The sequence below is a fragment of the Streptomyces sp. NPDC048277 genome (assembly GCF_040652235.1).
GTDB lineage: Bacteria > Actinomycetota > Actinomycetes > Streptomycetales > Streptomycetaceae > Streptomyces.
The window spans coordinates 91,843-112,656 of sequence record NZ_JBEZLQ010000021.1 but is presented as its reverse complement, the minus strand read 5'-3'; the positions used below and the strand labels follow the sequence as shown (position 1 = coordinate 112,656).

24 protein-coding genes are annotated in these 20,814 nt (G+C 71.8%); 9 read left to right on the top strand and 15 right to left on the bottom strand.

Features of this window, described 5'->3' with window-relative positions; all coding sequences use genetic code 11:
* Positions 1-229 precede the first annotated feature (229 nt).
* Entirely contained in the window at positions 230-997 is a 768-nt protein-coding gene (locus AB0D85_RS36525) for a TVP38/TMEM64 family protein (RefSeq protein WP_362329919.1), read from the top strand.
* 98 nt (positions 998-1,095) lie between these two features.
* Here AB0D85_RS36525 and AB0D85_RS36520 read toward each other — a convergent pair whose 3' ends face one another.
* Positions 1,096-2,268 (bottom strand): thiolase family protein, encoded by a 1,173-nt coding sequence (locus AB0D85_RS36520; RefSeq protein WP_362329916.1) that lies wholly within the window; start codon positions 2,266-2,268, stop codon positions 1,096-1,098.
* 114 nt (positions 2,269-2,382) lie between these two features.
* On the opposite strand from AB0D85_RS36520, the gene AB0D85_RS36515 reads away from it, so the two are divergent.
* On the top strand, positions 2,383-2,853 hold the full coding sequence (locus tag AB0D85_RS36515) for a helix-turn-helix domain-containing protein (protein WP_362329913.1): 471 nt from the start codon (positions 2,383-2,385) through the stop codon (positions 2,851-2,853).
* 8 nt (positions 2,854-2,861) lie between these two features.
* Here the strand turns inward: AB0D85_RS36515 and AB0D85_RS36510 are convergent, their stop codons facing one another.
* From AB0D85_RS36510 to AB0D85_RS36500, 3 genes are read right to left on the bottom strand one after another with little or no spacing between them, the layout of a single operon-like run.
* On the bottom strand, positions 2,862-3,587 hold the full coding sequence (locus AB0D85_RS36510; protein WP_362329910.1) for a cupin: 726 nt from the start codon (positions 3,585-3,587) through the stop codon (positions 2,862-2,864).
* Complete coding sequence (locus AB0D85_RS36505) at positions 3,584-4,513, bottom strand: PmoA family protein (RefSeq protein WP_362329908.1); 930 nt, start codon at positions 4,511-4,513, stop codon at positions 3,584-3,586. Before AB0D85_RS36505 ends, AB0D85_RS36510 begins: the two co-directional genes overlap by 4 nt.
* On the bottom strand, positions 4,510-5,667 hold the full coding sequence (locus AB0D85_RS36500) for a Gfo/Idh/MocA family oxidoreductase (protein ID WP_362329905.1): 1,158 nt from the start codon (positions 5,665-5,667) through the stop codon (positions 4,510-4,512). Before AB0D85_RS36500 ends, AB0D85_RS36505 begins: the two co-directional genes overlap by 4 nt.
* Before the next feature lie 302 nt (positions 5,668-5,969).
* On the opposite strand from AB0D85_RS36500, the gene AB0D85_RS36495 reads away from it, so the two are divergent.
* Entirely contained in the window at positions 5,970-6,845 is an 876-nt protein-coding gene (locus AB0D85_RS36495) for an undecaprenyl-diphosphate phosphatase (protein WP_362329902.1), read from the top strand.
* A gap of 122 nt (positions 6,846-6,967) precedes the next feature.
* Here AB0D85_RS36495 and AB0D85_RS36490 read toward each other — a convergent pair whose 3' ends face one another.
* Both AB0D85_RS36490 and AB0D85_RS36485 read right to left on the bottom strand, forming a co-directional pair.
* Positions 6,968-7,345: a DUF4440 domain-containing protein gene (locus AB0D85_RS36490; protein WP_362329899.1), complete on the bottom strand. Its 378-nt coding sequence runs from the start codon at positions 7,343-7,345 to the stop codon at positions 6,968-6,970.
* 53 nt (positions 7,346-7,398) lie between these two features.
* The gene (locus AB0D85_RS36485; RefSeq protein WP_362329896.1) at positions 7,399-8,106 is read right to left on the bottom strand and encodes an alpha/beta fold hydrolase; all 708 of its coding nucleotides are present in this window, start codon (positions 8,104-8,106) and stop codon (positions 7,399-7,401) included.
* Between the two features lie 134 nt (positions 8,107-8,240).
* Here AB0D85_RS36485 and AB0D85_RS36480 point away from each other — a divergent pair, with 134 nt between their 5' ends.
* Positions 8,241-9,065 carry a helix-turn-helix transcriptional regulator gene (locus AB0D85_RS36480; RefSeq protein ID WP_362329893.1) on the top strand — a complete coding sequence of 275 codons (825 nt, stop codon included), beginning with the start codon at positions 8,241-8,243 and terminating at the stop codon, positions 9,063-9,065.
* Positions 9,066-9,327: 262 nt separating this feature from the next.
* On the top strand, positions 9,328-9,507 hold the full coding sequence (locus AB0D85_RS36475; protein ID WP_362329890.1) for a hypothetical protein: 180 nt from the start codon (positions 9,328-9,330) through the stop codon (positions 9,505-9,507).
* 64 nt (positions 9,508-9,571) lie between these two features.
* Here AB0D85_RS36475 and AB0D85_RS36470 read toward each other — a convergent pair whose 3' ends face one another.
* The 3 genes from AB0D85_RS36470 to AB0D85_RS36460 form a co-directional block, all read right to left on the bottom strand.
* Positions 9,572-10,312, bottom strand: a complete 741-nt coding sequence (locus AB0D85_RS36470) for an SDR family oxidoreductase (protein WP_362329887.1) — start codon at positions 10,310-10,312, stop codon at positions 9,572-9,574.
* A gap of 128 nt (positions 10,313-10,440) precedes the next feature.
* Complete coding sequence (locus AB0D85_RS36465) at positions 10,441-10,995, bottom strand: hypothetical protein (protein ID WP_362329884.1); 555 nt, start codon at positions 10,993-10,995, stop codon at positions 10,441-10,443.
* A gap of 330 nt (positions 10,996-11,325) precedes the next feature.
* Positions 11,326-11,487 (bottom strand): hypothetical protein, encoded by a 162-nt coding sequence (locus AB0D85_RS36460; RefSeq protein ID WP_362329882.1) that lies wholly within the window; start codon positions 11,485-11,487, stop codon positions 11,326-11,328.
* A gap of 197 nt (positions 11,488-11,684) precedes the next feature.
* On the opposite strand from AB0D85_RS36460, the gene AB0D85_RS36455 reads away from it, so the two are divergent.
* Positions 11,685-12,170, top strand: coding sequence for a nuclear transport factor 2 family protein (locus tag AB0D85_RS36455; RefSeq protein ID WP_362329879.1), 486 nt, complete (start codon positions 11,685-11,687; stop codon positions 12,168-12,170).
* Between the two features lie 76 nt (positions 12,171-12,246).
* The gene (lnt, locus tag AB0D85_RS36450; protein ID WP_362329871.1) at positions 12,247-13,812 is read left to right on the top strand and encodes an apolipoprotein N-acyltransferase; all 1,566 of its coding nucleotides are present in this window, start codon (positions 12,247-12,249) and stop codon (positions 13,810-13,812) included.
* Here lnt and AB0D85_RS36445 read toward each other — a convergent pair.
* The gene (locus tag AB0D85_RS36445; RefSeq protein WP_362329868.1) at positions 13,730-14,641 is read right to left on the bottom strand and encodes a Gfo/Idh/MocA family oxidoreductase; all 912 of its coding nucleotides are present in this window, start codon (positions 14,639-14,641) and stop codon (positions 13,730-13,732) included. The genes lnt and AB0D85_RS36445 overlap by 83 nt on opposite strands.
* A gap of 98 nt (positions 14,642-14,739) precedes the next feature.
* Here AB0D85_RS36445 and AB0D85_RS36440 point away from each other — a divergent pair, with 98 nt between their 5' ends.
* A complete protein-coding gene (locus AB0D85_RS36440; RefSeq protein ID WP_362329865.1) occupies positions 14,740-15,252 on the top strand; it encodes a DinB family protein in 513 nt (170 codons plus the stop codon).
* A 112-nt stretch (positions 15,253-15,364) separates the two neighbouring features.
* Complete coding sequence (locus AB0D85_RS36435; protein WP_362329862.1) at positions 15,365-15,829, top strand: hypothetical protein; 465 nt, start codon at positions 15,365-15,367, stop codon at positions 15,827-15,829.
* Between the two features lie 29 nt (positions 15,830-15,858).
* Here the strand turns inward: AB0D85_RS36435 and AB0D85_RS36430 are convergent, their stop codons facing one another.
* From AB0D85_RS36430 to fabG, 5 genes are all read right to left on the bottom strand, one after another.
* Complete coding sequence (locus AB0D85_RS36430) at positions 15,859-16,359, bottom strand: hypothetical protein (RefSeq protein ID WP_362329860.1); 501 nt, start codon at positions 16,357-16,359, stop codon at positions 15,859-15,861.
* Positions 16,360-16,556: 197 nt separating this feature from the next.
* A complete protein-coding gene (gene ung / locus AB0D85_RS36425) occupies positions 16,557-17,240 on the bottom strand; it encodes a uracil-DNA glycosylase (RefSeq protein ID WP_362329858.1) in 684 nt (227 codons plus the stop codon).
* 93 nt (positions 17,241-17,333) lie between these two features.
* Complete coding sequence (locus AB0D85_RS36420; protein WP_362329856.1) at positions 17,334-18,911, bottom strand: ABC transporter substrate-binding protein; 1,578 nt, start codon at positions 18,909-18,911, stop codon at positions 17,334-17,336.
* Positions 18,912-19,122: 211 nt separating this feature from the next.
* Complete coding sequence (locus AB0D85_RS36415; protein WP_362329853.1) at positions 19,123-19,884, bottom strand: SDR family oxidoreductase; 762 nt, start codon at positions 19,882-19,884, stop codon at positions 19,123-19,125.
* A 41-nt stretch (positions 19,885-19,925) separates the two neighbouring features.
* Positions 19,926-20,687 (bottom strand): 3-oxoacyl-ACP reductase FabG, encoded by a 762-nt coding sequence (fabG, locus tag AB0D85_RS36410; protein WP_362329850.1) that lies wholly within the window; start codon positions 20,685-20,687, stop codon positions 19,926-19,928.
* Positions 20,688-20,814: the final 127 nt, after the last annotated feature.

The following is a 20,814-nucleotide window of genomic DNA, read 5'->3' as shown; positions in this document are numbered from 1 at the left end:
CCGGAGAGGGTCAGCTTCGGGCGCCGTCGACAGCGGCCGTGAGAACGGGAACGGCAGCCTTCGGCGCATCCGCGACTGCGGATGCTGCGACGAGGAAGGCGAACCGGAACATGACACAGATCATCGCCGACGCGCCGCCCCACGTCGAACGGTTTTCCGTGGCGCCGGTTTCGCCCAATGGACAGCATCCATACGGCGATCACACATCCCCGTCGGTTAGTGTCACCGAATGCTCGATGCCAACCGCTCTGGCACCGCCACGGCCTCTCCCCGGGCCGCCGCCACGGAGCTTCCCGTCGCCGTACCCGCACCGCCGGCCTTCGTCGCGCGGTGCACCAGAGCGCTGCTGTCGCCCTGGTCCCGGCTCTCCCTGCTGGTCGCCCTGCTCGCGGCGGCCGGGGCGTCGGTCCTGCTCTTCGAGCCTCAGAAGCTCCTGACGCACGGCTGGCCGCCCCAGGCCCAGGGCGCCACCGCGCTGGTGGTCTTCACCGTGGTGTACGGCCTGGTCACCGTGGCGTTCGTGCCCCGGCCGTTCCTGAACCTCGCGGCCGGCGCGCTGTTCGGCTCGGCGCTGGGCATGGGCGCGGCCATGGCCGGCACGGTGCTGGGGGCGTGGATCTCCTTCGCGCTGGGCCGGATGCTCGGCCAGGACGCCCTGCGCCCGCTGCTGCGCGGCCGGCTGCTGAAGGCCGCGGACAACCAGTTCAGCAAGCACGGATTCCGCTCGATGCTGGCGGTACGCCTGTTCCCCGGCGTCCCCTTCTGGGCCGCGAACTACGCGGCCGCCGTCTCCCGCATGCGCTACACCCCGTTCCTGACCGCTACAGCCCTCGGCTCGATCCCGAACGTGGCCGCATACGTGGTGGCGGGCGCCCGGGCTTCCACACCGACCTCGCCCGTGTTCCTGATCTCGGTGGCCGCGATCGTCATCCCGGCGGTGGCGGGCGCGGTCGTGGCGTGGCAGAAGCGCCATCACCTGCGCAACACCCCCAAGTAGAGCGCCCCGAAAGGGGCGCGGGGAACCGCGCGACCAGCCACAACGGCGGGCCGGGCGCACAGCGGCACAGCGCGGCGCCCCCTCGGGCGGCCCGCCCCCTACCGAACCGCCTCCAGAATCATCGCGTTCGCCAGCCCACCCGCCTCGCACATGGTCTGCAGCCCGAAGCGAGCGCCGCGCTCCCGCATGGCATGCACCAGCGTCGTGGTCAGCCGGGTCCCACTCGCTCCCAGCGGATGCCCCAGCGCGATGGCCCCACCGTGCACGTTCACCTTGGCCAGGTCCGCCCCGGTCTCCTGCCGCCAGGCCAGCACGACGCTGGAGAACGCCTCGTTGACCTCGAACAGGTCGATGTCCCCGAGGCCGAGCCCGGCCCGCCGCAGCACCTTCTCCGTCGCCGGGATGACCCCGGTCAGCATGAGCAACGGGTCGGAGCCGGTCACGGCGAACGAGTGCAGCCGGGCCAGCGGCCGCAGCCCGAGCCGCGCCGCGGTCTCGCCGGCCATGATCAGTACCGCGGACGCGCCGTCGTTGACCGGGCTCGCGTTGCCCGCCGTGACGTTCCACTCGATCTGCGGGAAGCGCTCGGCGAACCCGGGGTCGTAGTACGCGGGCTTCAGCCCGGCGAGGATCTCCGCGGTGGTCCCAGGCCGTACGGACTCGTCGCGGCCGACACCCTCCAACGGGGCGACCTGCGCGTCGAACAGCCCCGCGTCCCACGCGGCCGCCGCCCGCTGGTGCGAGGAGACCGCGAAGGCGTCCATCTCGGCCCGCGAGATCGACCACTTCGCCGCGATGAGCTCGGCGCTGATGCCCTGCGGCACCAGGCCCTCGGGGTAGCGCGCGGCGACTCCGGGGCCGAAGGGGTCCTTGCCGGGCGGCACGTTGGACCACATCGGCACCCTGCTCATCGACTCGACGCCGCAGGCCACGACGGCGTCGTAGGCGCCGGACATGACGCCCTGCGCGGCGAAGTGCACGGCCTGCTGGGAGGAGCCGCACTGGCGGTCCACGGTGGTCGCCGGGACCGTCTCGGGGAAGCCGGCGGACAGGACGGCGTACCTGGTGGTGTTCATGGCCTGCTCGCCGACCTGGTCGACGGTGCCGCCGATGACGTCGTCGATGAGCGCCGGGTCGACACCGGAGCGCTCTACGAGGGTGCGCAGGGTGTGGGCGAGGAGTTCGACGGGGTGGACGTGGGCGAGGGCGCCGTTCGGCTTGCCCTTCCCGACGGGGGTGCGCACGGCTTCGACGATGACTGCGTCACGCATCACGGGGCCTCGATTGCCAGTCTTGATTACCAGTGAGTAGGAAATCCGAACTCACCATAACTCCTGAAGTTGGAAAATCAAACCCTCCCAGGAAGCGCCCTTAGAATGGCGGGCATGGCCGCCCCGAAGGACCCCCGCCCCTGCTCGATCGCCGACACCCTGGCGCTCGTCGGCGAGAAGTACTCCCTGCTGGTCCTGCGGGAGGTGTGCCTGGGCAACGGCCGCTTCGACCAGCTGGTCCGCAACATCGGCGCCCCGCGCGACATCCTCGCCACCCGGCTGCGCCGGCTCCTGGACGCCGGGATCCTCACCAAGCGCGTCTACAGCGAGCGCCCGCAGCGCTTCGAGTACCGGCCGACGGAGGCGGGCCTCGAACTGGAGCCGGTCCTGATGACCCTCATGGCGTGGGGCGACCGCCACCTCCGCCAGGAGGGCGACCGTCCCATGCTGATCGAGCACAACTGCGGCAACGACCTGGTCCCGGTCGTCACCTGCACGGCCTGCGGCGCCCCGGTCCACCACAAGGACCTCACGGCGCACCCGCAGGCGCCGGGCTGGACGGTCGCCGGCCCGTCGGCCGTGTAGCGGCCGCCCTACTGCCCCTGGCGGTACACGTCGAGCCGTCCGCACATCCCGAACCTGCCCTGCTCAGAGGGCTGTTCGGACCGTACGACGGCGTCCGCGAGGTGGGTGACATCGCCCCGTTCGAGGCGGTCGAGCTGGTCCCCCGTGGCCGCGGCGGCCGCCTGGGCGCCGCGCTGCCAGCGTTCGCGCCAGCCGGCGAGCCGGGGCCGTACCAGCGCCGCGGCGGCCCGGTGGAAGGCGGCCAGGGGCTCGGGGCCGGTGGCCTCGCGCAGGGCGCGGTAGCCCTGCAGGGCGAGGTCGCGGCGGGCGCGGGCGAACCGCTCCCGCTCGGCCTCCGGCGCGTCCGCCGGGACGGTGGTCGCCGCCGCGTAAGTCTCCGGGTCGGTCAGGTACTCCGGGGGCAGGGTGAGCACCGCGTCCCCGGCCTCCGGGAGCCCGCTGTTCTGCATCAGGACGGTGATGCGCAGGCCGTCCTCGTTGACGAGGCGGTGGACGGTGCCCGGCGTGAACCAGGCGACCGTCCCGGGCGCGAGGGGCGTGACCTCGTACCCGGAGGTGGTGAGCGTCTGCACCGCGCCCCGGCCGCCGGTGACGACGTACGCCTCCGAACAGGTCAGGTGCAGATGGGGAGTTCCGCCGCGCTCGCCGTCGGCGGCGGGCCAGTCGTACACGCACAGGTGCGAGACCGCGACCCCGCCGGGCAGCCCGGCGAACGTGAACTCCCCGTCGCTCACCACGGATGCGCCTCCAGGTACTTGGCGATGTCCGCGCGCTCCCAGGCGCCGTTCGCGAAGACGACCCGGTAGCGGCGCCGGAGGGTGTCACCGGGGGCCAGTGCGAGTTCGTCGTAGAAGGCCCAGGAGGGGGCGATGCCGGCGAACGGGTCGTTGCGGACGAACCAGTGCGCGGGGTGGGTGCCGTCCGTGCCCGAGTGGTCGTTCTCCGGGGCGTGTTCGAAGAGGACGGTGGCGTGGCCGTCGGTGCCGTCGTGCTCGCCGGAGAGGGCCAGCCAGGAGGACTGGGAGCCCATCAGCTCCGGGCCCTCCCCCTGCGGGCCGATGATCCGGCCGTCCCGGAAGGCGCGCGGGCCGCGCCAGAACAGGCCGGTGTAGCCCGCCTGTTCACGCCCCGCGGTGGTCGGGCTGCCGAACAGGAGGGGTTCGTCACGGCGGTTGGTGATCGCGCTTTCCCAAGTCAGCGCCCAGGAGCCGGAGTCGGGGTCGACGTCATGGACCTCGATCCGGCGCCGCTCGTCCGCCCACAGCGTGCCGTCGTACGGATGCCAGGTCAGCCGCTCCGCGATGACCAGGCGCCCGTCGCCCGACGACAGCTCGTCGAAGCCGATGTGCCGCATCGAGCCGACGCGTTCCGGGATGGCGAGGTAACCCTGGCCGTGGACATAGGAGTTGCCGCCCCACAGGTTCGCGCCGGACAGGTGCGAGGCGGTCAGGGAGAGACCCTTGTGCCAGCGGTGGTCGTTGGGCCGGTAGTCGGTGACGACGTCCCCGGCGAGGGTCCGGATCGGGTGCAGGTACGGCCGCGGCGCCTCCCAGGCCGCCTCGGGCCGGTAGACGTAGGCGAAGAGCTGCACCCCGGTGACCGGCTCGGTCACCGTGACCCGGTCGCCGTGGGCGTGCGTGATCCGCAGTTCGCCGCTCACGCGGACACCTCCTCGCGGTCGGCCGGCGCCCAGCCCTGGGCACCGCCGTGCAGGGCCGTGTAATAAGGATCGCCCGGACCGATCTCGCCCGCACGGACGGTCGTGTCGGTGAACGCCGCCTTGTAGAGCGCGGTGATCAGCTCCAGGCTGGTGCGCCCGTCGGCGCCGCTGCTGCGCGGCCGCTCCCCGGCGCGCATGCCGGCGATCAGCTCGCGCAGCTGGGCCAGGTGCGAGCTGGGCACGTCCGGGCCGAAGTCCTGCCAGGCCGCGGCCTCCTCGGCGGGGACGTCCGGGGCCGGGGTGATGCGCCAGTCGGCGTTGCTGTGGCCGTACAGGTGGGTCAGCTCGACGGTGGCGCGCTCGCAGTCGATGCGGATGCGGCTGACCTCGTCGGGGCTGAGCACGCTGTTCACCACGGTCGCCAGGGCGCCGTTCGGGAAGCGGACCAGGGCGGTGGAGACGTCCTCGGTCTCCACGTCGTGGACGAGCCGGCCGGCCATGGCCTTCACCTCGCTCCACGGCCCGAGCAGGTCCAGCAGGAGGTCCATCTGGTGGATGCCGTGGCCCATCGCCGGACCGCCGCCCTCGGTCGCCCAGCGGCCCCGCCAGGGCACGGCGTAGTAAGCGGTGTCCCGGTACCAGGTGGTCTGGCAGTGGGCGACCAGCGGGCGGCCCAGCGCCCCCTCGGCCAGCAGCCTGCGCACGTGGGTGGAGGCGGAGCCGAAGCGGTGCTGGAAGACGATCGAGGCGTACGGCCCGCCGTCGGTGCCCTCCTCCGTCTCGACCGCGTCGAAGTCGGCGAGGGACGGCATCGGCGGCTTCTCGCACCAGACCCAGGCGCCGGCCCGGAGCGCGGCCACCGTCTGCGCCTTGTGCAGGGTCGGCGGGGTGCCGATGGTGACCAGGTCGGGCCGCTGCTCGGCGAGCATCCGGTCCAGGTCGGTGTAGGCGTGCGGGATGCCGGCCTCGGCGCGGAACGCCTCGACGGCGGTGGCATCGATGTCGACGGCTGCGACGACCTCGGTCTCGCCCTCGGCGGCCAGCTGGGCGAGCGCGGGCAGATGCGAACCGCGCCCGATGGCGCCGGCGCCGACGACGGCGGCCCGGATGCGCCGGCCGGCGAAGGGAGCCGCGGAAAGGGGCGTGCGGGGCATGGACGTGATCAGCACTCCTCGGGGCGTGTACCGGACGATGGGCGCGATCCACCGCCCCACATGCGCCGCACACGCACGTCGATGTGCGGGAGCAAGCGCTTTCTCCTGGGGAAACGTAAGCGGCAGTGCCTTGACCGGTCAACACCCCCTCGCCCAGGTCCGCCCCTCGAACTCCCGTCCACGCTCCGAACCCCTGTGTCCGGGCTGCCCTTCGGGCCCGCTACGCTGCCGTTGCACACGCATGATCACGCGCGCCGGCGCGACCACCAGCCGCCCCCTCACCCCTGGGACGCCGTACCTTCATGTCTTGGTTTGAATCGCTGATCCTCGGACTCGTCCAGGGGCTGACCGAGTTCCTGCCCGTCTCCTCCAGCGCGCATCTGCGGCTGACCGCGGCCTTCTCCGGCTGGAAGGACCCGGGTGCCGCCTTCACGGCGATCACCCAGATCGGCACGGAGACCGCGGTGCTGATCTACTTCCGCAAGGACATCGGGCGGATCGTCTCGGCCTGGTTCCGGTCGCTGTTCGACAAGGCGATGCGGCACGACCACGACGCCCGGATGGGCTGGCTGGTGATCGTCGGGTCGATCCCGATCGGTGTGCTGGGCGTGACGCTCAAGGACCAGATCGAGGGCCCGTTCCGCGATCTGCGGATCACCGCGACCATGCTCATCGTCGTCGGCGTCGTCATCGGCATCGCCGACCGGCTCGCCGCCCGTGACGAGACGGGCGGCAAGCACCGCGCGCCCAAGCAGCGCAAGACGCTGGAGAACCTCCGGGTCAAGGACGGCCTGATCTTCGGCCTCTGCCAGGCCTGCGCCCTGATCCCCGGCGTCTCCCGCTCCGGCGCCACCATCAGCGGCGGCCTGTTCATGGGCTACAAGCGCGAGGCGGCGGCCCGCTACTCCTTCCTCCTCGCCATCCCGGCCGTACTGGCCTCCGGCGCCTTCGAGGTCAAGGACTCGGTGAGCGAGGGCCGTGTGGACTGGGGCCCGACCCTGTTCGCGACGGTGATCGCGTTCGCCTCGGGATATGCCGTAATCGCATGGTTTATGAAGTGGATCTCCAACAAGAGCTTCATGCCGTTCGTCTGGTACCGCGTCGCCCTGGGCATCGTCATCATCGCCCTGGTCTCGGCGGGGGCCCTGAGCCCGCACGCGGCGGAGTCGGCGGGCTGAGGCAGCGCCCCGACGGGGCGCTGGGGGTACCCCCGGCCGAAGGCTGGGGGAGGAACTGCGCGACCAGCCACGACGGCGCCGCAGACGATCACCTGTGTATCGCGGCACTTCCGGCGGAGCGCTCAGTCCCCCTCCACGGCGGCCGGGGTTCCCTGGTGGAAGTACATTCGCCAGCCCGTGTCCGTCAGCCGCCACAGGGAGCTGCGCCAGACCCGGCGTCCCCGGTGGTCCGTGAAGTACGTCAGGTGGACGATGCCGGGGGCCAGGACGGTGCCGGACATCCCGGTCACCTCGACCGGGGACTCCGGGGACACCGATCCGTCGCCGGTCACCGTGAGGATCGACGTCGCGTCCCAGCGTCGGCCGGACGCTCCGACCTCGGTGAACTCCGGGTCGAGGAGTTCCAGGACGAGGGCCGGTGAGGCGCGTACTCCGGGGTCCAGGAGCCGCAGCTCCGCGTCGATCGCCGCCTGTACCGCCCGCTGGTTCTCGTCCGTCATGGGGCGACCCTACGGACGTACCGCTGCCCGGGACCAGCGGATATCCCCCGGGATCAGCCGAGCTTGAGCAGGAGCCCGGTGAGTTCGGCCGGCATGGTGATCATGCAGTCGTGGCCGGTGGGCAGTTCCCACACCTGCTGGGTCGCGGGCACCGGGCGGCGGACGACGCCTTCCGGTACGTGGGCCACGCAGTGGATGTGGGTCCGGGGGATCGTGTGTACCGCCGGGTTGTCCAGGTGTACCGGCTGCTGGAAGGAGCGCACCGACTGGTCGGACAGCAGTCCGCGCAGCCAGGCCGTGTCCGCCGGATCGGTGACCCCGAACAGGCCGTACGGCGGCGGCAGTTCGGGCAGCGGCGGGACCCGCCAGCCGCTCTCCGAGGCCAACGCGCGGTCGATCAGGGCCCGGGACACGGGCTGGATGTCGGCCGCGGTCTCGCCGTCGGCCGGGACCATCGCGTCGAGGTGGACCAAGTGGCCGATGCGGTCGGGGACTTGGTTGGCCACGGCCGAGACGACCAGTCCCGCGTAACTGTGTCCCACGAGTACGACCTCCGTGAGGTCCTCGTCCGTGATGAGCCGCACGATGTCGTCGACGTGCGTGTCGAGGCCGACGCCGGGGCCGAGCAGGTGCGCCTTCTCGCCGTGACCGGTCAGGGAGGGCGCGTACACCCGGTGCCCTTCCGCCGCCAGCAGCGGGACCACCCGCTCCCAGACCTGCCCGCTGTGCCAGGCACCGTGGACCAGCAGATACGTAGCCATGAATGTGCTCCTCAGCCGTGCTCGTGACCGTCGCCGAGCACGTTTCCGCGCGGGCCCCGGCCGAGGCAGAGCCCCGGCGATCCTGGGGGTGACAGGACCAGGCAGGGGCGCGGAGCCCGCACTACGGTGGCGGGGTGACCGACGAACCGAACCTGCTGGGCGCGTACGTCCGGGCCCGCCGCGAGCTCGTCACGCCCGAGCAGGCCGGCATCCCGGTGCTCGGGGTACGGCGGGTGCCGGGACTGCGCCGGGAGGAGGTCGCGATGCTGGCCGGCATCAGCGCGGACTACTACCTGCGGCTGGAGCAGGGCCGCGACCGCAACCCCTCCGTGCAGGTCCTGGAGTCCCTCGCCCGGGTGCTGCGCCTCGAGGAGGACGGGACGGCCTATCTGCTGAGCCTCGGCGCCGGAAAGCCGCGACGGCGCCGGCGGCGCCCCCGCAGGGAGACGGTCCCGCCCGGGATCGTCCGGCTGGTCGCCGCCCTTCCACTGCCCGCGCTGGTCGAGGGCCGCTACTTCGACGTCCTCGCCGTCAACGCCCTGGCGACCGCGCTGTCACCGCGCCTGACGGTGGGCGCCAACCGGCTGCGGGACCTCTTCCTCGACCCCGCCGAGCAGGCCCTCCACCCCGAGTGGGCCGACGCCGGCGCGGGTATGGTCGCCGGTTTCCGCCGGTCCGTCGGGACGGACACGGACGATCCCCGGGTCATCGACCTCGTCGGCGAACTCTCCCTGGCCAGCCCCCAGTTCAGCCGACTCTGGGCCCGCCATGACGTGGCCTCCTGCGAGGGCGCCGCGAAGCACATCGACCATCCTCAGGTCGGACGCCTGCGGCTGAACCGGGAACGGCTGGACGTCAGCGGCACGACGGGGCAGACGCTCGTCGTCTACCACCCGGACCCGGGCAGCGACAGCGCGGAGAAGCTGGCGCTGCTCGCCTCGGCGCTGCCCACGGCGTGAGTCCGGCCGGGCGCCTCATCTCGGCCAACCCCCGGCGTCCCCCGCTTTCCGGGGGCGCGGGACCGCCGCACCGGCTCCGGCGAGGGCGAAGGCTGGAACGGGGGCGGACCGCCGTATCCGCGTCACGGCCGCCGGTCCGGCAAATGCCGAGGAAAGGCCGAGGCTCGGCCCCCCGTCCGCCGTCCAGCCCGTGACCAACCCCATACGGTCTGCGTAGTGGCCCGGTAGCGCACGGTCAGTTCTTGCCCCTACGCTGTTCGGTATGTCCCCCGATTCTCGAACCCCTGGTTCCGCGCGGTCTGCTGCCGAGGTCAACGAGCACATCCGGGCGCTGTGGCTGCGTGCGGGCGGATCGCTGTCCGCCCAGGAGCGGTCGGAGTACGAGCTGCTGGTGGTCGAGTGGGCCGAGGCGATCCGCGGACCGATCATCGAGGCCGCCTGACCCGGCTGGGTGGTGCCCGGCGGATCGGACCGGCCAGGGGAAGCGCCGGACGCACCCTTTTGGTTCAGCGGCCGCCGGAGACCCGCAGGACCGCGCCCGTCGTGTAGGAGGCCTCCGGCGACAGCAGCCAGGCGATCGCGGCGGCGATCTCCTCCGGCTGCCCGGCACGGCCCAACGGCGTGGTGGCACCGACCCGCCCGGCCCGGCCGGGGTCGCCCATCGCCGCGTGGATCCCGGTCTCGATGACGCCGGGCGCCACGGCGTTGACCCGCACGCCGTCCGGGCCGAGTTCCTTGGCGAGGCCCACGGTGAGGGCGTCGACGGCGGCCTTGGTCGCCGCGTAGTGGACGTACTCGCCGGGGCTGCCGAGCGTGGCCGCCGCCGACGACACGTTCACGATCGCCCCGCTCCCCCGCGCCGCCATCAGCCGCGCCGCCCGCCGCGAACACAGCAGCGCGCCCAGCAGGTTGACCTCCACGACCCGCCGCAGATCGGCGGCCTGGGCATCGGCCAGCCGCCCGAACGGCCCGGTCACGGCAGCGTTGTTCACCAGCCCGGTGACGGGGCCGAGCCGTTCCTCCGCGGTGTCGAAGAGCCGCTCCACATCGGCCTCCGCGGCCGTGTCCACCGGTACGGCGACAGCCCGTGCCCCGGCCTTCCGCACCTCCTCCGCGACCGCCTTGGCGGCGTCGGCGTCCCGGAGGTATCCGATCGCGAGATCGTGCCCGTCGGCGGCGAGCCGCAGACAGGTCGCGGCGCCGATACCCCGGCTGCCACCGGTGACGACCGTGACGGGACGTGCCATATGAGCCTCCTCGGACCGACCAGACGGTGATCTTACGACCACGGACGCGCGAGCGCCCTGCCGGCCACCGGTCACGGCCGCTCCACGGGCAACAGTCCTGCCGGGCCCGCGAGTTCACCGGCCGGCCGTCAGGCTCCCAGCCGCTCCAGGTCACCCATCACCACGACGGGGTGAAGGCGGGGATCCAGGACGCGCAGCAGGGTCCTCATGCCGGACTCCGGAACCGTGACACAGGCGGACGTGCCGTCGCCGTGGTCCAGGTGCAGCCATATGCCGCCGCCCTTCTCCACTCCCTGGGGGCGGTTCCAGTCGAACGGGGGGACGCCCTTGAGCCGGTTGTAGTCGATGGCGATGACGTAGTCGAAGTCGTGGACGTGCTCGTCGCCGTCCTCTGTCATGGCCGCGAAGGCGTTGTCGTCGTACCAGTAGCGCATACGGCTGCCCGGGTCCCTGAGAGACCCTCCCGCGTCCGTCAGGGAGAACACCCCGACGGGACTGCGCTCGTCGTCCATGTGATGGTCGGTCGTCCAGCCCAGCCTGCCGTTGTGCGCGGGCCAACTGCCCGCACGCTGCCAGGCGGCGCCCTCCTTCTCGTAGAGCACGACGGTGCTCTCGGCCGAGTCCCGGCCGTCGCCGTAGACGACCACCGTCTGGCGGGTGTCGGCCGGTACGCGCTTCCACATACGGCTTCCGACACCCGGAGGGCGCGGGCCCGCTCCCGGGCCGGGGGAGCCGGGCGCGGCAAGGTTGTTGTCACCCGGTGCACCGACGTGACCCGGCTGCTCGCCGGCCCCGGCGCACGCCGCGGCGCCGACCAGCAGGACACCGCAGGCAAGGGCCGCGGATATGGCATGACGCGCGCCACGGCGCCGCGCCGGCAGAGGACAGGACGGTATCTCGGTAGATGGCCGCATGATCAGGATCCTGTGACGGGAGGCCCCCGACCCGCATCCGCAAACGGCATCCGGCCTAACGGCGGCGTTGTCACCACCACCGACGGGACAGGGGACGGCTCACCCGCCTCCCGGACGGTCGGCCTCGCCCGGCACCGCTCCCGGCGTCCGACGATCGTCAAGGATGCCGAACTCGCCCCCGAGTTCGAGCCACTGCTCCCGGAGCCGGGCCCGCGGCGTCAGCCCGGCGGGCTCCTTGCGGTGTCCGACGGCGTCCGGCATCCCGGCCTGGTGGACCGGTTGCCGTGTCAGGACGTGCCCACCGGGTTGTCCGTCTGTCGGGCGCGGATACGGAACTTGGGTTCTTGTTCGACGGAGCGGGCGTTCGCATGACCGGGTTCGGGGATGCCCGGGTGGAACATCACCGAATATCGCCCGTGCCCCTTGGCTCCGCCGGTCCCGTGCCCAACACTGTGCCGATGACGCAGCGCGTGGAGCTCGCGACCGTGATGGACCGGCTGGCCGTGGACGAGTTGGTCACCGAGTACGCGGTGGCCGTCGACGACGGTGACTGGGCGGCGTACCGGAGACTGTTCACCGCGGACGGGCGGGCCGACTACCGGTCCGCCGGCGGGATCGAGGGTGATGCCGGGCAGGTGGCCGGATGGCTCGCGGAGAGCCTCACCCTGTTCTCGATGCGACAGCATCTGATCGTCAACCGCCGGGTGCGGTTCGGGACCCTGGACCACGACGCCGGGGACACCGCCCGCGTCCAGGCCGACTACATCAACCCCATGCGCTTCGCCGGCGGCGACGGCACCGCCACCGCCCCTGACTTCGTGTGCGGCGGCCGCTACGCCTTCGCGTTCCTGCGCACCCCGGACGGCTGGCGGCTGCGCCGGGTCGTCGTCGAGGAGAAGTGGCGCCGGCTGCCCGATCCGCGCCCGGTCGCCGTGTCCGACTGAGCCCGCTCCCATGCCCCCTGTCGGAGATCCCTCCCGGTCGCGCACACTGGAAGGACCCGCAGGCAGGAGGCGACGCATGAGGACCGTCGAACGCTGGCTCACCTCCCCGTGGCGGCGTTCCTGCGTCGGGGCGCTCGCGGGCGCGCTGCCCGTGCTCGCCTTCCCGGCGCCGTCGTTGTGGTGGTTCGCCTATGTCGCGCTGGTCCCGTGGCTGCTGCTGGCCCGCTCGGCGCCGACCGGGCGACGGGCGGCGTACGACGGCTGGTGCGGCGGGTTCGGGTTCATGGTCGCCGTGCACCACTGGCTGCTGCCGAGCCTGCACGTCTTCATCTTCCTGATCGCCGCACTGCTGAGCCTGCTCTGGATGCCCTGGGGCCTGCTGACCCGCCGCCTGCTGGGCGGCACGCCGTCACCGGGGCGGGCCGCGGTCGCGGTGCTGGTGCTGCCGTCGGGGTGGCTGATGGTGGAGCTGGTGCGGTCCTGGCAGGGACTCGGCGGGCCGTGGGGCATGCTCGGCGCGACCCAGTGGCAGGTGGCCCCGGCGCTGCGGCTGGCCTCGGTCGGCGGGGTGTGGCTGCTGAGCTTCCTGGTGGTGGCCGTCAATGTCGCCGTCACCCTGCTCGTCTCCGTGCGTGAGGCGCGGATGCCTGCCGTCGCCTCGCTCGTGGCCACGGCCGCCGCGACCTCCGCCGCCTGGGTGTGGTCACCCCGCCCGGACGTGGACGGTCACGTCCGGATCGCCGTCGTGCAGCCCGGCATCCTCGACGGCGGCGACCGGCGCTTCGACCGGGAGGAACAGCTGACCCGGCAGCTGGCCGGGCAGCATCCCGATCTGATCGTCTGGGGCGAGAGCAGCGTCGGCTTCGACCTCGGGGACCGGCCCGACCTGGCGAAGCGCATCGCCGCGCTGTCCCGGCAGACCGGTGCGGACATCCTGGTCAACGTGGACGCCCGGCGCTCCGACCGGCCCGGCATCTACAAGAGCTCCATCCTGGTGGGCCCGGACGGTCCGACCGCGGAGCGGTACGACAAGATGCGCCTCGTCCCGTTCGGCGAGTACATACCGGCGCGTTCCCTGCTCGGCTGGGCCACCTCGGTCGGCAAGGCGGCCGGCGAGGACCGGCGGCGCGGCACCGAGCAGGTGGTGATGGACGTCGGGCACGGCCTGCGCGTCGGCCCGATGATCTGCTTCGAGACGGCGTTCCCCGACATGAGCCGGCATCTCGCGCAGGACGGCGCCGAGGTGCTGATAGGGCAGTCCGCGACCTCCACGTTCCAGCACAGCTGGGCCCCCGAGCAGCACGCCTCGCTGGCCGCCCTGCGCGCCGCCGAGACCGGCCGCACGATGGTCCACGCCACGCTGACCGGCGTCTCCGCCGTGTACGGGCCGAGCGGGGAGCGCATCGGCCCCTGGCTGGGCACGGACGCGGACACCGCACGGGTCTACGAGGTGCCGATCGCCCGCGGTGTCACACCGTTCGTGCGCTACGGCGACTGGGCGGTGGACGGCGCGCTGCTGGTACTGGCGGCCTACTGCCTGGGCGAGGGCCTGCGAGCGGTCAGGCTGCGCCGGAACGCCGGCGAACCTCTCGTACGACCTGCTCGCACAGTTCGTGAGTCGTCAGTGCGTCACGGGCACTGAGCACCTTGCCGGCGCGGACGGCGTCGAGGAAGGCGAGCACGGCCTGTTCGATGCCGCGCTGCCGGGCGACCGGCACCCAGTCGCCGCGCCGCCGGACCGTCGGCTGCCCCTTGTGATCGATCACCTCGGCGAGATTGACGACCTGGCGCTTGGTGTCCTGTCCCGAGACCTCCAGGATCTCCTCCGCCGAGCCGCTGAGCCGGTTCATCACGCCGAGCGCGGTGAAGCCGTCCCCGGCGAGCTGGAGGACCACGTGGTGCAGCAGTCCGTCGACGAGCCGGGCGCGGACGGTGACGTCGTCGACCGGGCCGGGGGCGAGGAAGCGCAGGGTGTCGACGACGTGGATGAAGTCGTCGAGGATCATCGTGCGGGGTTCCTCGGGCAGTCCGATGCGGTTCTTCTGCATCAGGATCAGCTCGCGCGGATGGTCGGCGCACTGGACGTAGCCGGGGGCGTAGCGCCGGTTGAAGCCGACGAACAGCGACACGTCGCGTGCCTCGGCCAGGGTCACCAGCCGCTCGGAGTCGGCGAGCCGGTAGGCGAGGGGCTTGTCGACGTACGTGGGTATGCCCGCCTCCAGGAGCCGGGTGACGATCTCGGGGTGGGCGCCCGTGGGGGCGTGCACGAAGGCGGCGTCGAGATCCTGGTCGAGGAGGTCGCCGAGGGTCGCGTGGCGGCGGCCGGCGGGCAGATGGAGGCTGTCGGCGACCCGGTCGAGGGTGGCGGGGGTGCGGGTCTGGAGGTGGAGTTCGACGCCTGGCCGGGTGCCCAGCACCGGCAGGTACGCCTTCTGCGCGATGTCGCCGAGTCCGATGCAGCCGACCTTCACTTTCGCTCCCCTGGCAGTTGCCTACGCGTGCCTGTCCGGAAGCATACGGGGCCGAAAATTCGTGGTGGCGCCGAACGCGGTGGGCGAGGATGCCGGGCATGACGACCGAACGCCGTATGCCCGACGTCGACGCCGGCGAACGCACCATGCTGGAGGGCTGGTTGGAGTTCCACCGGCAGACCCTCGTGATGAAGTGCGAGGGCCTGACCGATGCCCAGCTCAGAACCGCCTCCGTGGCGCCGTCCCCGCTGTCCCTCATGGGGCTGGTGCGGCATCTGGCCGACGTGGAGCGGTCCTGGTACCGCAGGGTCCTCGCCGGCGAGACGGCGCCGTCGCTCCACTGGAGCGACGAGGACCCGGACGGCGAGTTCCACCTCACCGAGGCGGACACCTGGCAGCGGACGTACGCGACCTGGCAGGCCGAGGTCGAGGCCGCCCGGCGCAACGCGGCCGGCTTCGGCCTGGACGACCTCTCCGAGGGCCGCCACCGCCGCACCGGCAAGCGGATCAGCCTGCGCTGGATCCACACCCACATGATCGAGGAGTACGCCCGGCACAACGGCCACGCCGACCTGATCCGGGAGCGGATCGACGGCGCGACCGGCGACTGACGTCAGCCTCGCACCCGCCCGCCCCCCGTACGGGGCGCGAGATCACCCGTGCGGGGGCCCAAACCCCTGTCGGCGGTGCCAAGTTCCGCGCGGACCCAGCAGAGTTGCGCGGGTGCATCGAACGACGACCACCGCAGCGCTCCTGGTCACCGTGACCGTCTCGGCCCTCTCCGGCTGCGTGACGGTCCAGCGTCCGGCGGCGCCCGGCCCGCCGGGTACGGCGCGCTCGCTGCCGTCGGTGCCCCGCCCGGACGGCAGCACCGTGCCCCGGGTGGTGCAGGCGCCGGCCAAGGAGGCCCTGGAGATGGTGGGCCCGTCCAGGACGCCCACCCGCTCCGTGAGCACCGCCCCGCACGCCCCGGCGGCCGCTCCCCCGGCCCCTCAGCGGCCGCCGGTCCAGCGCGCCGTGCCCTCGCATCCGCGTTCCCACCGGTCGCGCGACCAGCATGTCGGCGTCCCCGACGCTGCCCGTTCCGTCCCGAAGGCGCCGGACGTGTGTGCCCTCGGCAAGCAGTACGGCGGCTGGAGTGCGGACAGCCCGCAGGCGCGGATCTGTGAGCAGACGTACGGGCGTTGACGTGCCTACTCGGGGCGCTGCCGAACCCCTTAGTTCGGCCGCTGGCGCGGCGGGCCCCAGGATTCGTCGGCCGGGGGGTCGTCGTCCCCGAGGCGGAGTTCCAGTCTGCTGATCGCCGCCCACACGCCGTCGCCGTATCCGTCGTCGCCGAGCGTGGCGGCCGCCCCGCGGGCCCGGTGCAGATGGCTGCGGGCGGCCTCGGTGCGGCCGAGTTTCACATAGTCGGCGGCGAGGTTGAGGTGCAGGGAGGGGTAGAAGCCGCGCAGCCCCGCGGATGTCGCCGCCTCGTCCGCCGCCGACAACGCGCGCAGATCCCAGGCCAGTTCGTCGGCCGGGTCGTCCTGGGTGTCGGCGAGGTAGTGGGCCAGGGTGCAGCGGTGCAGCGGGTCGCCGTGCGCGCCGAGCTCCGTCCACAGGTCGAGCAGTCGCCGGCGGGCCTCCTCACGGTCCCCGGCGTGGTGCAACATCACGACCTGCCCGATCCGCGTGAGCACGGCATCGGGTGCGGTCCGCTCCTGTCGCTCCGCCACGGGGCCCTCCGGGCTGTCGGCCGGTTGTGTGTTGCCGACGTTAAGTGGAGCCGCCTGTTTTTGTGGTCAGGCGGCGCCGTTTCACTTCGGGCCGGTGGCCGGCTGACGGCCGGTGGGGGCTGATCGCGCAGTTCCTCCCCCAGCCTTCGGCCGGGGGTACCCCCAGCGCCCCCAGGGGGTTGCGCCCCCGCCGGTTCTCAGCCCAGGTTGGGGATCTGCCAGTCGATCGCCTCGTGGCCCTGTGCCGCGACCGCCTCGTCGATGTGGGTGAAGGGGCGGGAGCCGAAGAACTTCTTCGCGGAGAGCGGGGACGGGTGGGCGCCCTGGATCACCACGTGCCGGGTCTCGTCGATCAGCTTGAGCTTCTTCTGGGCGTAGTTGCCCCAGAGGACGAAGACCGCCGGGTCGGGGCGCTCGGCGACGGCGCGGATCACCGCGTCGGTGAACTTCTCCCAGCCCTTGCCCTTGTGCGAGTTGGCCTCGCCGGCACGGACCGTCAGCACCGCGTTGAGCAGCAGGACGCCCTGCTGGGCCCACGGCATCAGATAGCCGTTGTCGGGGACCTCCAGGCCCAGCTCCTCCTTCATCTCCTTGTAGATGTTCCGCAGGGACGGCGGGGTCTTGACGCCGGGGCGGACGGAGAAGCACAGGCCGTGGCCCTGGCCCTCGCCGTGGTACGGGTCCTGGCCGAGGACCAGCACCTTGACCTTGTCGTACGGCGTCGCGTCGAGCGCGGCGAAGACCTCCTCGCGCGGCGGATAGACGGGGCCCTTCGCCCGCTCCTCCTCGACGAACTCGGTCAGCTCCTTGAAGTAGGGCTGCTGCAGCTCGTCACCCAGAACCCCGCGCCAGGACTCGGGCAGCATGGCGATGTCGGTCACGTCAACGTCCTCACGAATTGCGGTCACTTGCAGTTCCTGCCGATGCCCAAGAACCTACAGGCGACCACTGACAACGGGTGCCGGACGGCCGATTCACCAGCTCGTCTTGCGGTGCAGCTCCCACATCATCATGATCGTCGACGGGTCGAGCGCCTGTTCGCCACCGGAGATGTCGTCGCTGGCCGCGACGTACTGACGGCCCTGCCACAGCGGGATCAGCCGGGCGTCGTTGACGAGGATCTGCTGGGCCTCCTCGAACTCCTTCACGACCTTCGCGCGGTCGCTGACGCTGCGCGACTGGGGCAGCAGCTTCCCCGTGATCACGGGTGACGGGTAGGGCGTGCCGAGGGCGTTCTGGTCGCCCACGAAGGGGGCGATGAAGTTGTCGGCGTCGGGGAAGTCCGGGAACCAGCCGCGCCCGAACACCGGGTACTCGCCCTTCTGGTAGCCGACGACGTAGGTCTTCCAGGGGCGGCTCTTGAGGGTGATGGTGAACAGCCCGGAGTCGTCCAGCTGCTGCTTGAGCAGCTGGAACATCCTGGCGGTCTCGGAGCCGTAGCGGTCGGTGGTGTACCAGAACGTGAGCGGGACCCGCTGGGTGATGCCGGCGTCGGCGAGGATCTTGTGGGCCTTGGAGGTGCTGGGGTCGCCGTAGTCGTCGAAGAAGCCGGTGGTGTGGCCGGTGAGGCCCGCCGGGACCATGGAGTAGAGCGGGTCGACGGTGCCCTTGTAGACCGTCTGGGCGATCGCGTCGCGGTCGACGAGCTGGGCGACGGCCTTGCGCACGGCGGGCACCTTGGCCCACGGGTCCTTGGGGTTGAACACCAGGTAGCTGATGTCGGTGCCGGCGCCGTCGACCAGCTGCAGGTCGGTGTCGGAGTGCGCCTGGAGGGCGACGGTGTCGGAGGCGGCGAGGCCGCGGTAGGTGACGTCGATGTTCCCGGACCGCAGGGCCTTGACCATGGTGGCGGAGTCCTGGAAGTAGCGGATGGTCACCGCGTCGTTCTGCCGGTCGGCGAAGCCCTGGTAGGAGTCGTTGCGGACGAGCTGGGCCGTCTTGCCGTCCTCGTAGGACTTGAGCGTGTACGGCCCGGAGCCGTGCACCGACGCGTCCTTGCGCAGGGACCTGGCGGGGTAGTCGTCGGGGTCGACGATCGACATGGCCGGGGTGGCGAGCACGAACGGGAAGGTGGTGTCGGCCTTGTTGAGGTGGAAGACCACCTCGCGGTCGCCGAGCACCTGCACCCGGTCGAGGCTGCCGAGCAGTCCGGCCGGTCCGCTGGGCGCGTTGATGGTGCGGATCCGGTCGATGGAGTACTTGACGGCCGTGGCGTCGAGCGGGTCGCCGTCGGCGAACTTCAGGCCGGAGCGCAGTTCGCAGCGGTAGGTGCGGTTGCCGGAGTCCGTGAAGGCGCAGCTGCGGGCGGCGTCGGGCCGGGGGGTGGTGGCGCCGTTCGGGTAGGCGAGCAGCGTCTGGTAGATGTTCCGGAACAACTCCCAGGAGCCGTCCCAGGACCCGGCGGGATCGAGGGTGCTGGGGGCGCTGGTCGTCCCGACGACGATCGGCCCGCCGGCCCCCGCGCTGCTGCTGGAGAACACGCCGCAGCCGGCCACCAGGGATATGGACGCGACCGCAGCCACTCTTCGCAGGCCTCGGTTCCGCTTGAACACGCGCACGCTCCTCGATCCGCCATACCAGGGGTCGGCGGCAGACCATACCGCAGCGTTGCGCGCCTTGAACCACCCCGGAAACACGGGCGTTGATCGGGTGTGCTATGACGACGTTGTCATCGGGCTGTGCGGATCGCGTACGAGCGTCCGAGCGTCGTTTCCGTCGCGACTGCGGCAAATGTCTGTGACGAAAACGACGCCCGAGGGTTCGTCAGGCCACCCCGGCGTTGAGGAAAATGCCGCCGTCGACGACGAGCGTCTGGCCGGTGATCCAGTCGGACTGCTCCGAGGTGAGGAACGCGGCGGCGCCGCCGATGTCGGAGGGCACGCCGAGCCGCTTCAGCGGGTAGGCCGCGGCGGCCTCCGCCTCCCGGCCCTCGTAGAGAGCCTCGGCGAACTTGGTCTTGACGACAGCGGGGGCGATGGCGTTGACCCGCACCCGTGGCGCGAACTCGTGCGCCAACTGCTGGGTCAGGTTGATCATCGCGGCCTTGCTGATGCCGTACGCGCCGATGAACGGCGAGGCCGAAAGGCCCGCGACGGAGGCTATGTTGACGATGGCGCCGCCGTTGTCCTTCTGCCAGGCGTGCCAGGTCTTCTGGGCGAAGCCGAGGGCCGAGATCACGTTGGTCTCGAACACCTTGCGGGCGACGTCCAGGTCGACGTCGGCGATCGGGCCGAACACCGGGTTGGTACCGGCGTTGTTGACCAGGTGGTCGACGCGGCCGAAGGCCTCCATGGTGCGCTCGACGACCTCGGTCTGGTGGGCGAGGTCGTGCGCCTTGCCTGCGATGCCGATGACGCGTTCGGCGCCGAGGCTCTCGACGGCCTCCTTGAGGGCGTCCTCGTTGCGGCCGGTTATGGCGACCCGGTCGCCACGGGCGATCAGCGCCTCGGCGACGCCGTAGCCGATGCCGCGGCTGGCGCCGGTGACGATGGCGACCTTGCCGGACAGCTCGGGCAGTTCAGTCATGTCCGTGATCCTCGATAGTCCTGGAGAGTCCCTGGTGCCCGCTAGTCCAGCGGCCCGCCGGCCACGTACAGGACCTGGCCGGAGACGAAACCGGCGGCCTCGTTCGTGAAGAAGGCGATGGCGTTGGCGATGTCCTCGGGCTCGCCGACACGCTGCACGGGGATCTGGGTGGCGGCGGCGGCCTTGAACTCCTCGAAGCCCATCTTGACGCGCTCGGCGGTGGCCTTGGTCATCTCGGTGGCGATGAAGCCGGGGGCGACGGCGTTGGCGGTGATGCCGAACTTGCCGAGCTCGATGGCGAGGGTCTTGGTGAAGCCCTGCAGACCGGCCTTGGCGGCGGAGTAGTTGGCCTGGCCGCGGTTGCCGAGCGCCGAGGAGGAGGACAGGTTGACCACGCGTCCCCAGCCGGCCTCGACCATGTGCTGCTGGACGGCCTTGGTCATCAGGAACGAGCCGCGCAGGTGCACGTTCAGGACCGTGTCCCAGTCGGACGCGGACATCTTGAACAGCAGGTTGTCGCGGAGCACGCCGGCGTTGTTGACCAGGATGGTCGGGGCGCCGAGCTCCTCCACGATCCGTGCGATCGCGGCGTTGACCTGGGCCTCGTCGGAGACGTCGGCGCCGACGGCGATCGCCTTGCCGCCGGCCGCGGTGATCTTCTCGACGGTGTCCTTGCAGGCGGCCTCGTCGAGGTCGACCACGGCGACCGCGCGACCCTCGGCGGCCAGTCGTACGGCGGTGGCTGCGCCGATACCGCGCGCGGCACCCGTGACGACGGCTACCCGCTGCTCAGTGGTGGACATTCCTGTGTCTCCTCGCCCTTGAGAGAACCTGATCGAGAGGGCCCGTCCATGGAACCCCTCGGCGGTGAGCGACCGCTTAGTACCTTCGACAGACGTGACGCTAGAAGCACTGGCACGCGGTGTCAAC

Coding starts and splice junctions, on each gene's coding strand:
- AB0D85_RS36525 (WP_362329919.1), top strand. CDS start 230: ATGCTCGATGCCAACCGCTCTGGCACCGCCACGGCCTCTCCCCGGGCC.
- AB0D85_RS36520 (WP_362329916.1), bottom strand. CDS start 2,268: ATGCGTGACGCAGTCATCGTCGAAGCCGTGCGCACCCCCGTCGGGAAG.
- AB0D85_RS36515 (WP_362329913.1), top strand. CDS start 2,383: ATGGCCGCCCCGAAGGACCCCCGCCCCTGCTCGATCGCCGACACCCTG.
- AB0D85_RS36500 (WP_362329905.1), bottom strand. CDS start 5,667: ATGCCCCGCACGCCCCTTTCCGCGGCTCCCTTCGCCGGCCGGCGCATC.
- AB0D85_RS36495 (WP_362329902.1), top strand. CDS start 5,970: ATGTCTTGGTTTGAATCGCTGATCCTCGGACTCGTCCAGGGGCTGACC.
- AB0D85_RS36490 (WP_362329899.1), bottom strand. CDS start 7,345: ATGACGGACGAGAACCAGCGGGCGGTACAGGCGGCGATCGACGCGGAG.
- AB0D85_RS36485 (WP_362329896.1), bottom strand. CDS start 8,106: ATGGCTACGTATCTGCTGGTCCACGGTGCCTGGCACAGCGGGCAGGTC.
- AB0D85_RS36475 (WP_362329890.1), top strand. CDS start 9,328: ATGTCCCCCGATTCTCGAACCCCTGGTTCCGCGCGGTCTGCTGCCGAG.
- AB0D85_RS36470 (WP_362329887.1), bottom strand. CDS start 10,312: ATGGCACGTCCCGTCACGGTCGTCACCGGTGGCAGCCGGGGTATCGGC.
- AB0D85_RS36465 (WP_362329884.1), bottom strand. CDS start 10,995: ATGTGGAAGCGCGTACCGGCCGACACCCGCCAGACGGTGGTCGTCTAC.
- AB0D85_RS36460 (WP_362329882.1), bottom strand. CDS start 11,487: ATGCCGGACGCCGTCGGACACCGCAAGGAGCCCGCCGGGCTGACGCCG.
- AB0D85_RS36455 (WP_362329879.1), top strand. CDS start 11,685: ATGACGCAGCGCGTGGAGCTCGCGACCGTGATGGACCGGCTGGCCGTG.
- lnt (WP_362329871.1), top strand. CDS start 12,247: ATGAGGACCGTCGAACGCTGGCTCACCTCCCCGTGGCGGCGTTCCTGC.
- AB0D85_RS36440 (WP_362329865.1), top strand. CDS start 14,740: ATGACGACCGAACGCCGTATGCCCGACGTCGACGCCGGCGAACGCACC.
- AB0D85_RS36415 (WP_362329853.1), bottom strand. CDS start 19,884: ATGACTGAACTGCCCGAGCTGTCCGGCAAGGTCGCCATCGTCACCGGC.
- fabG (WP_362329850.1), bottom strand. CDS start 20,687: ATGTCCACCACTGAGCAGCGGGTAGCCGTCGTCACGGGTGCCGCGCGC.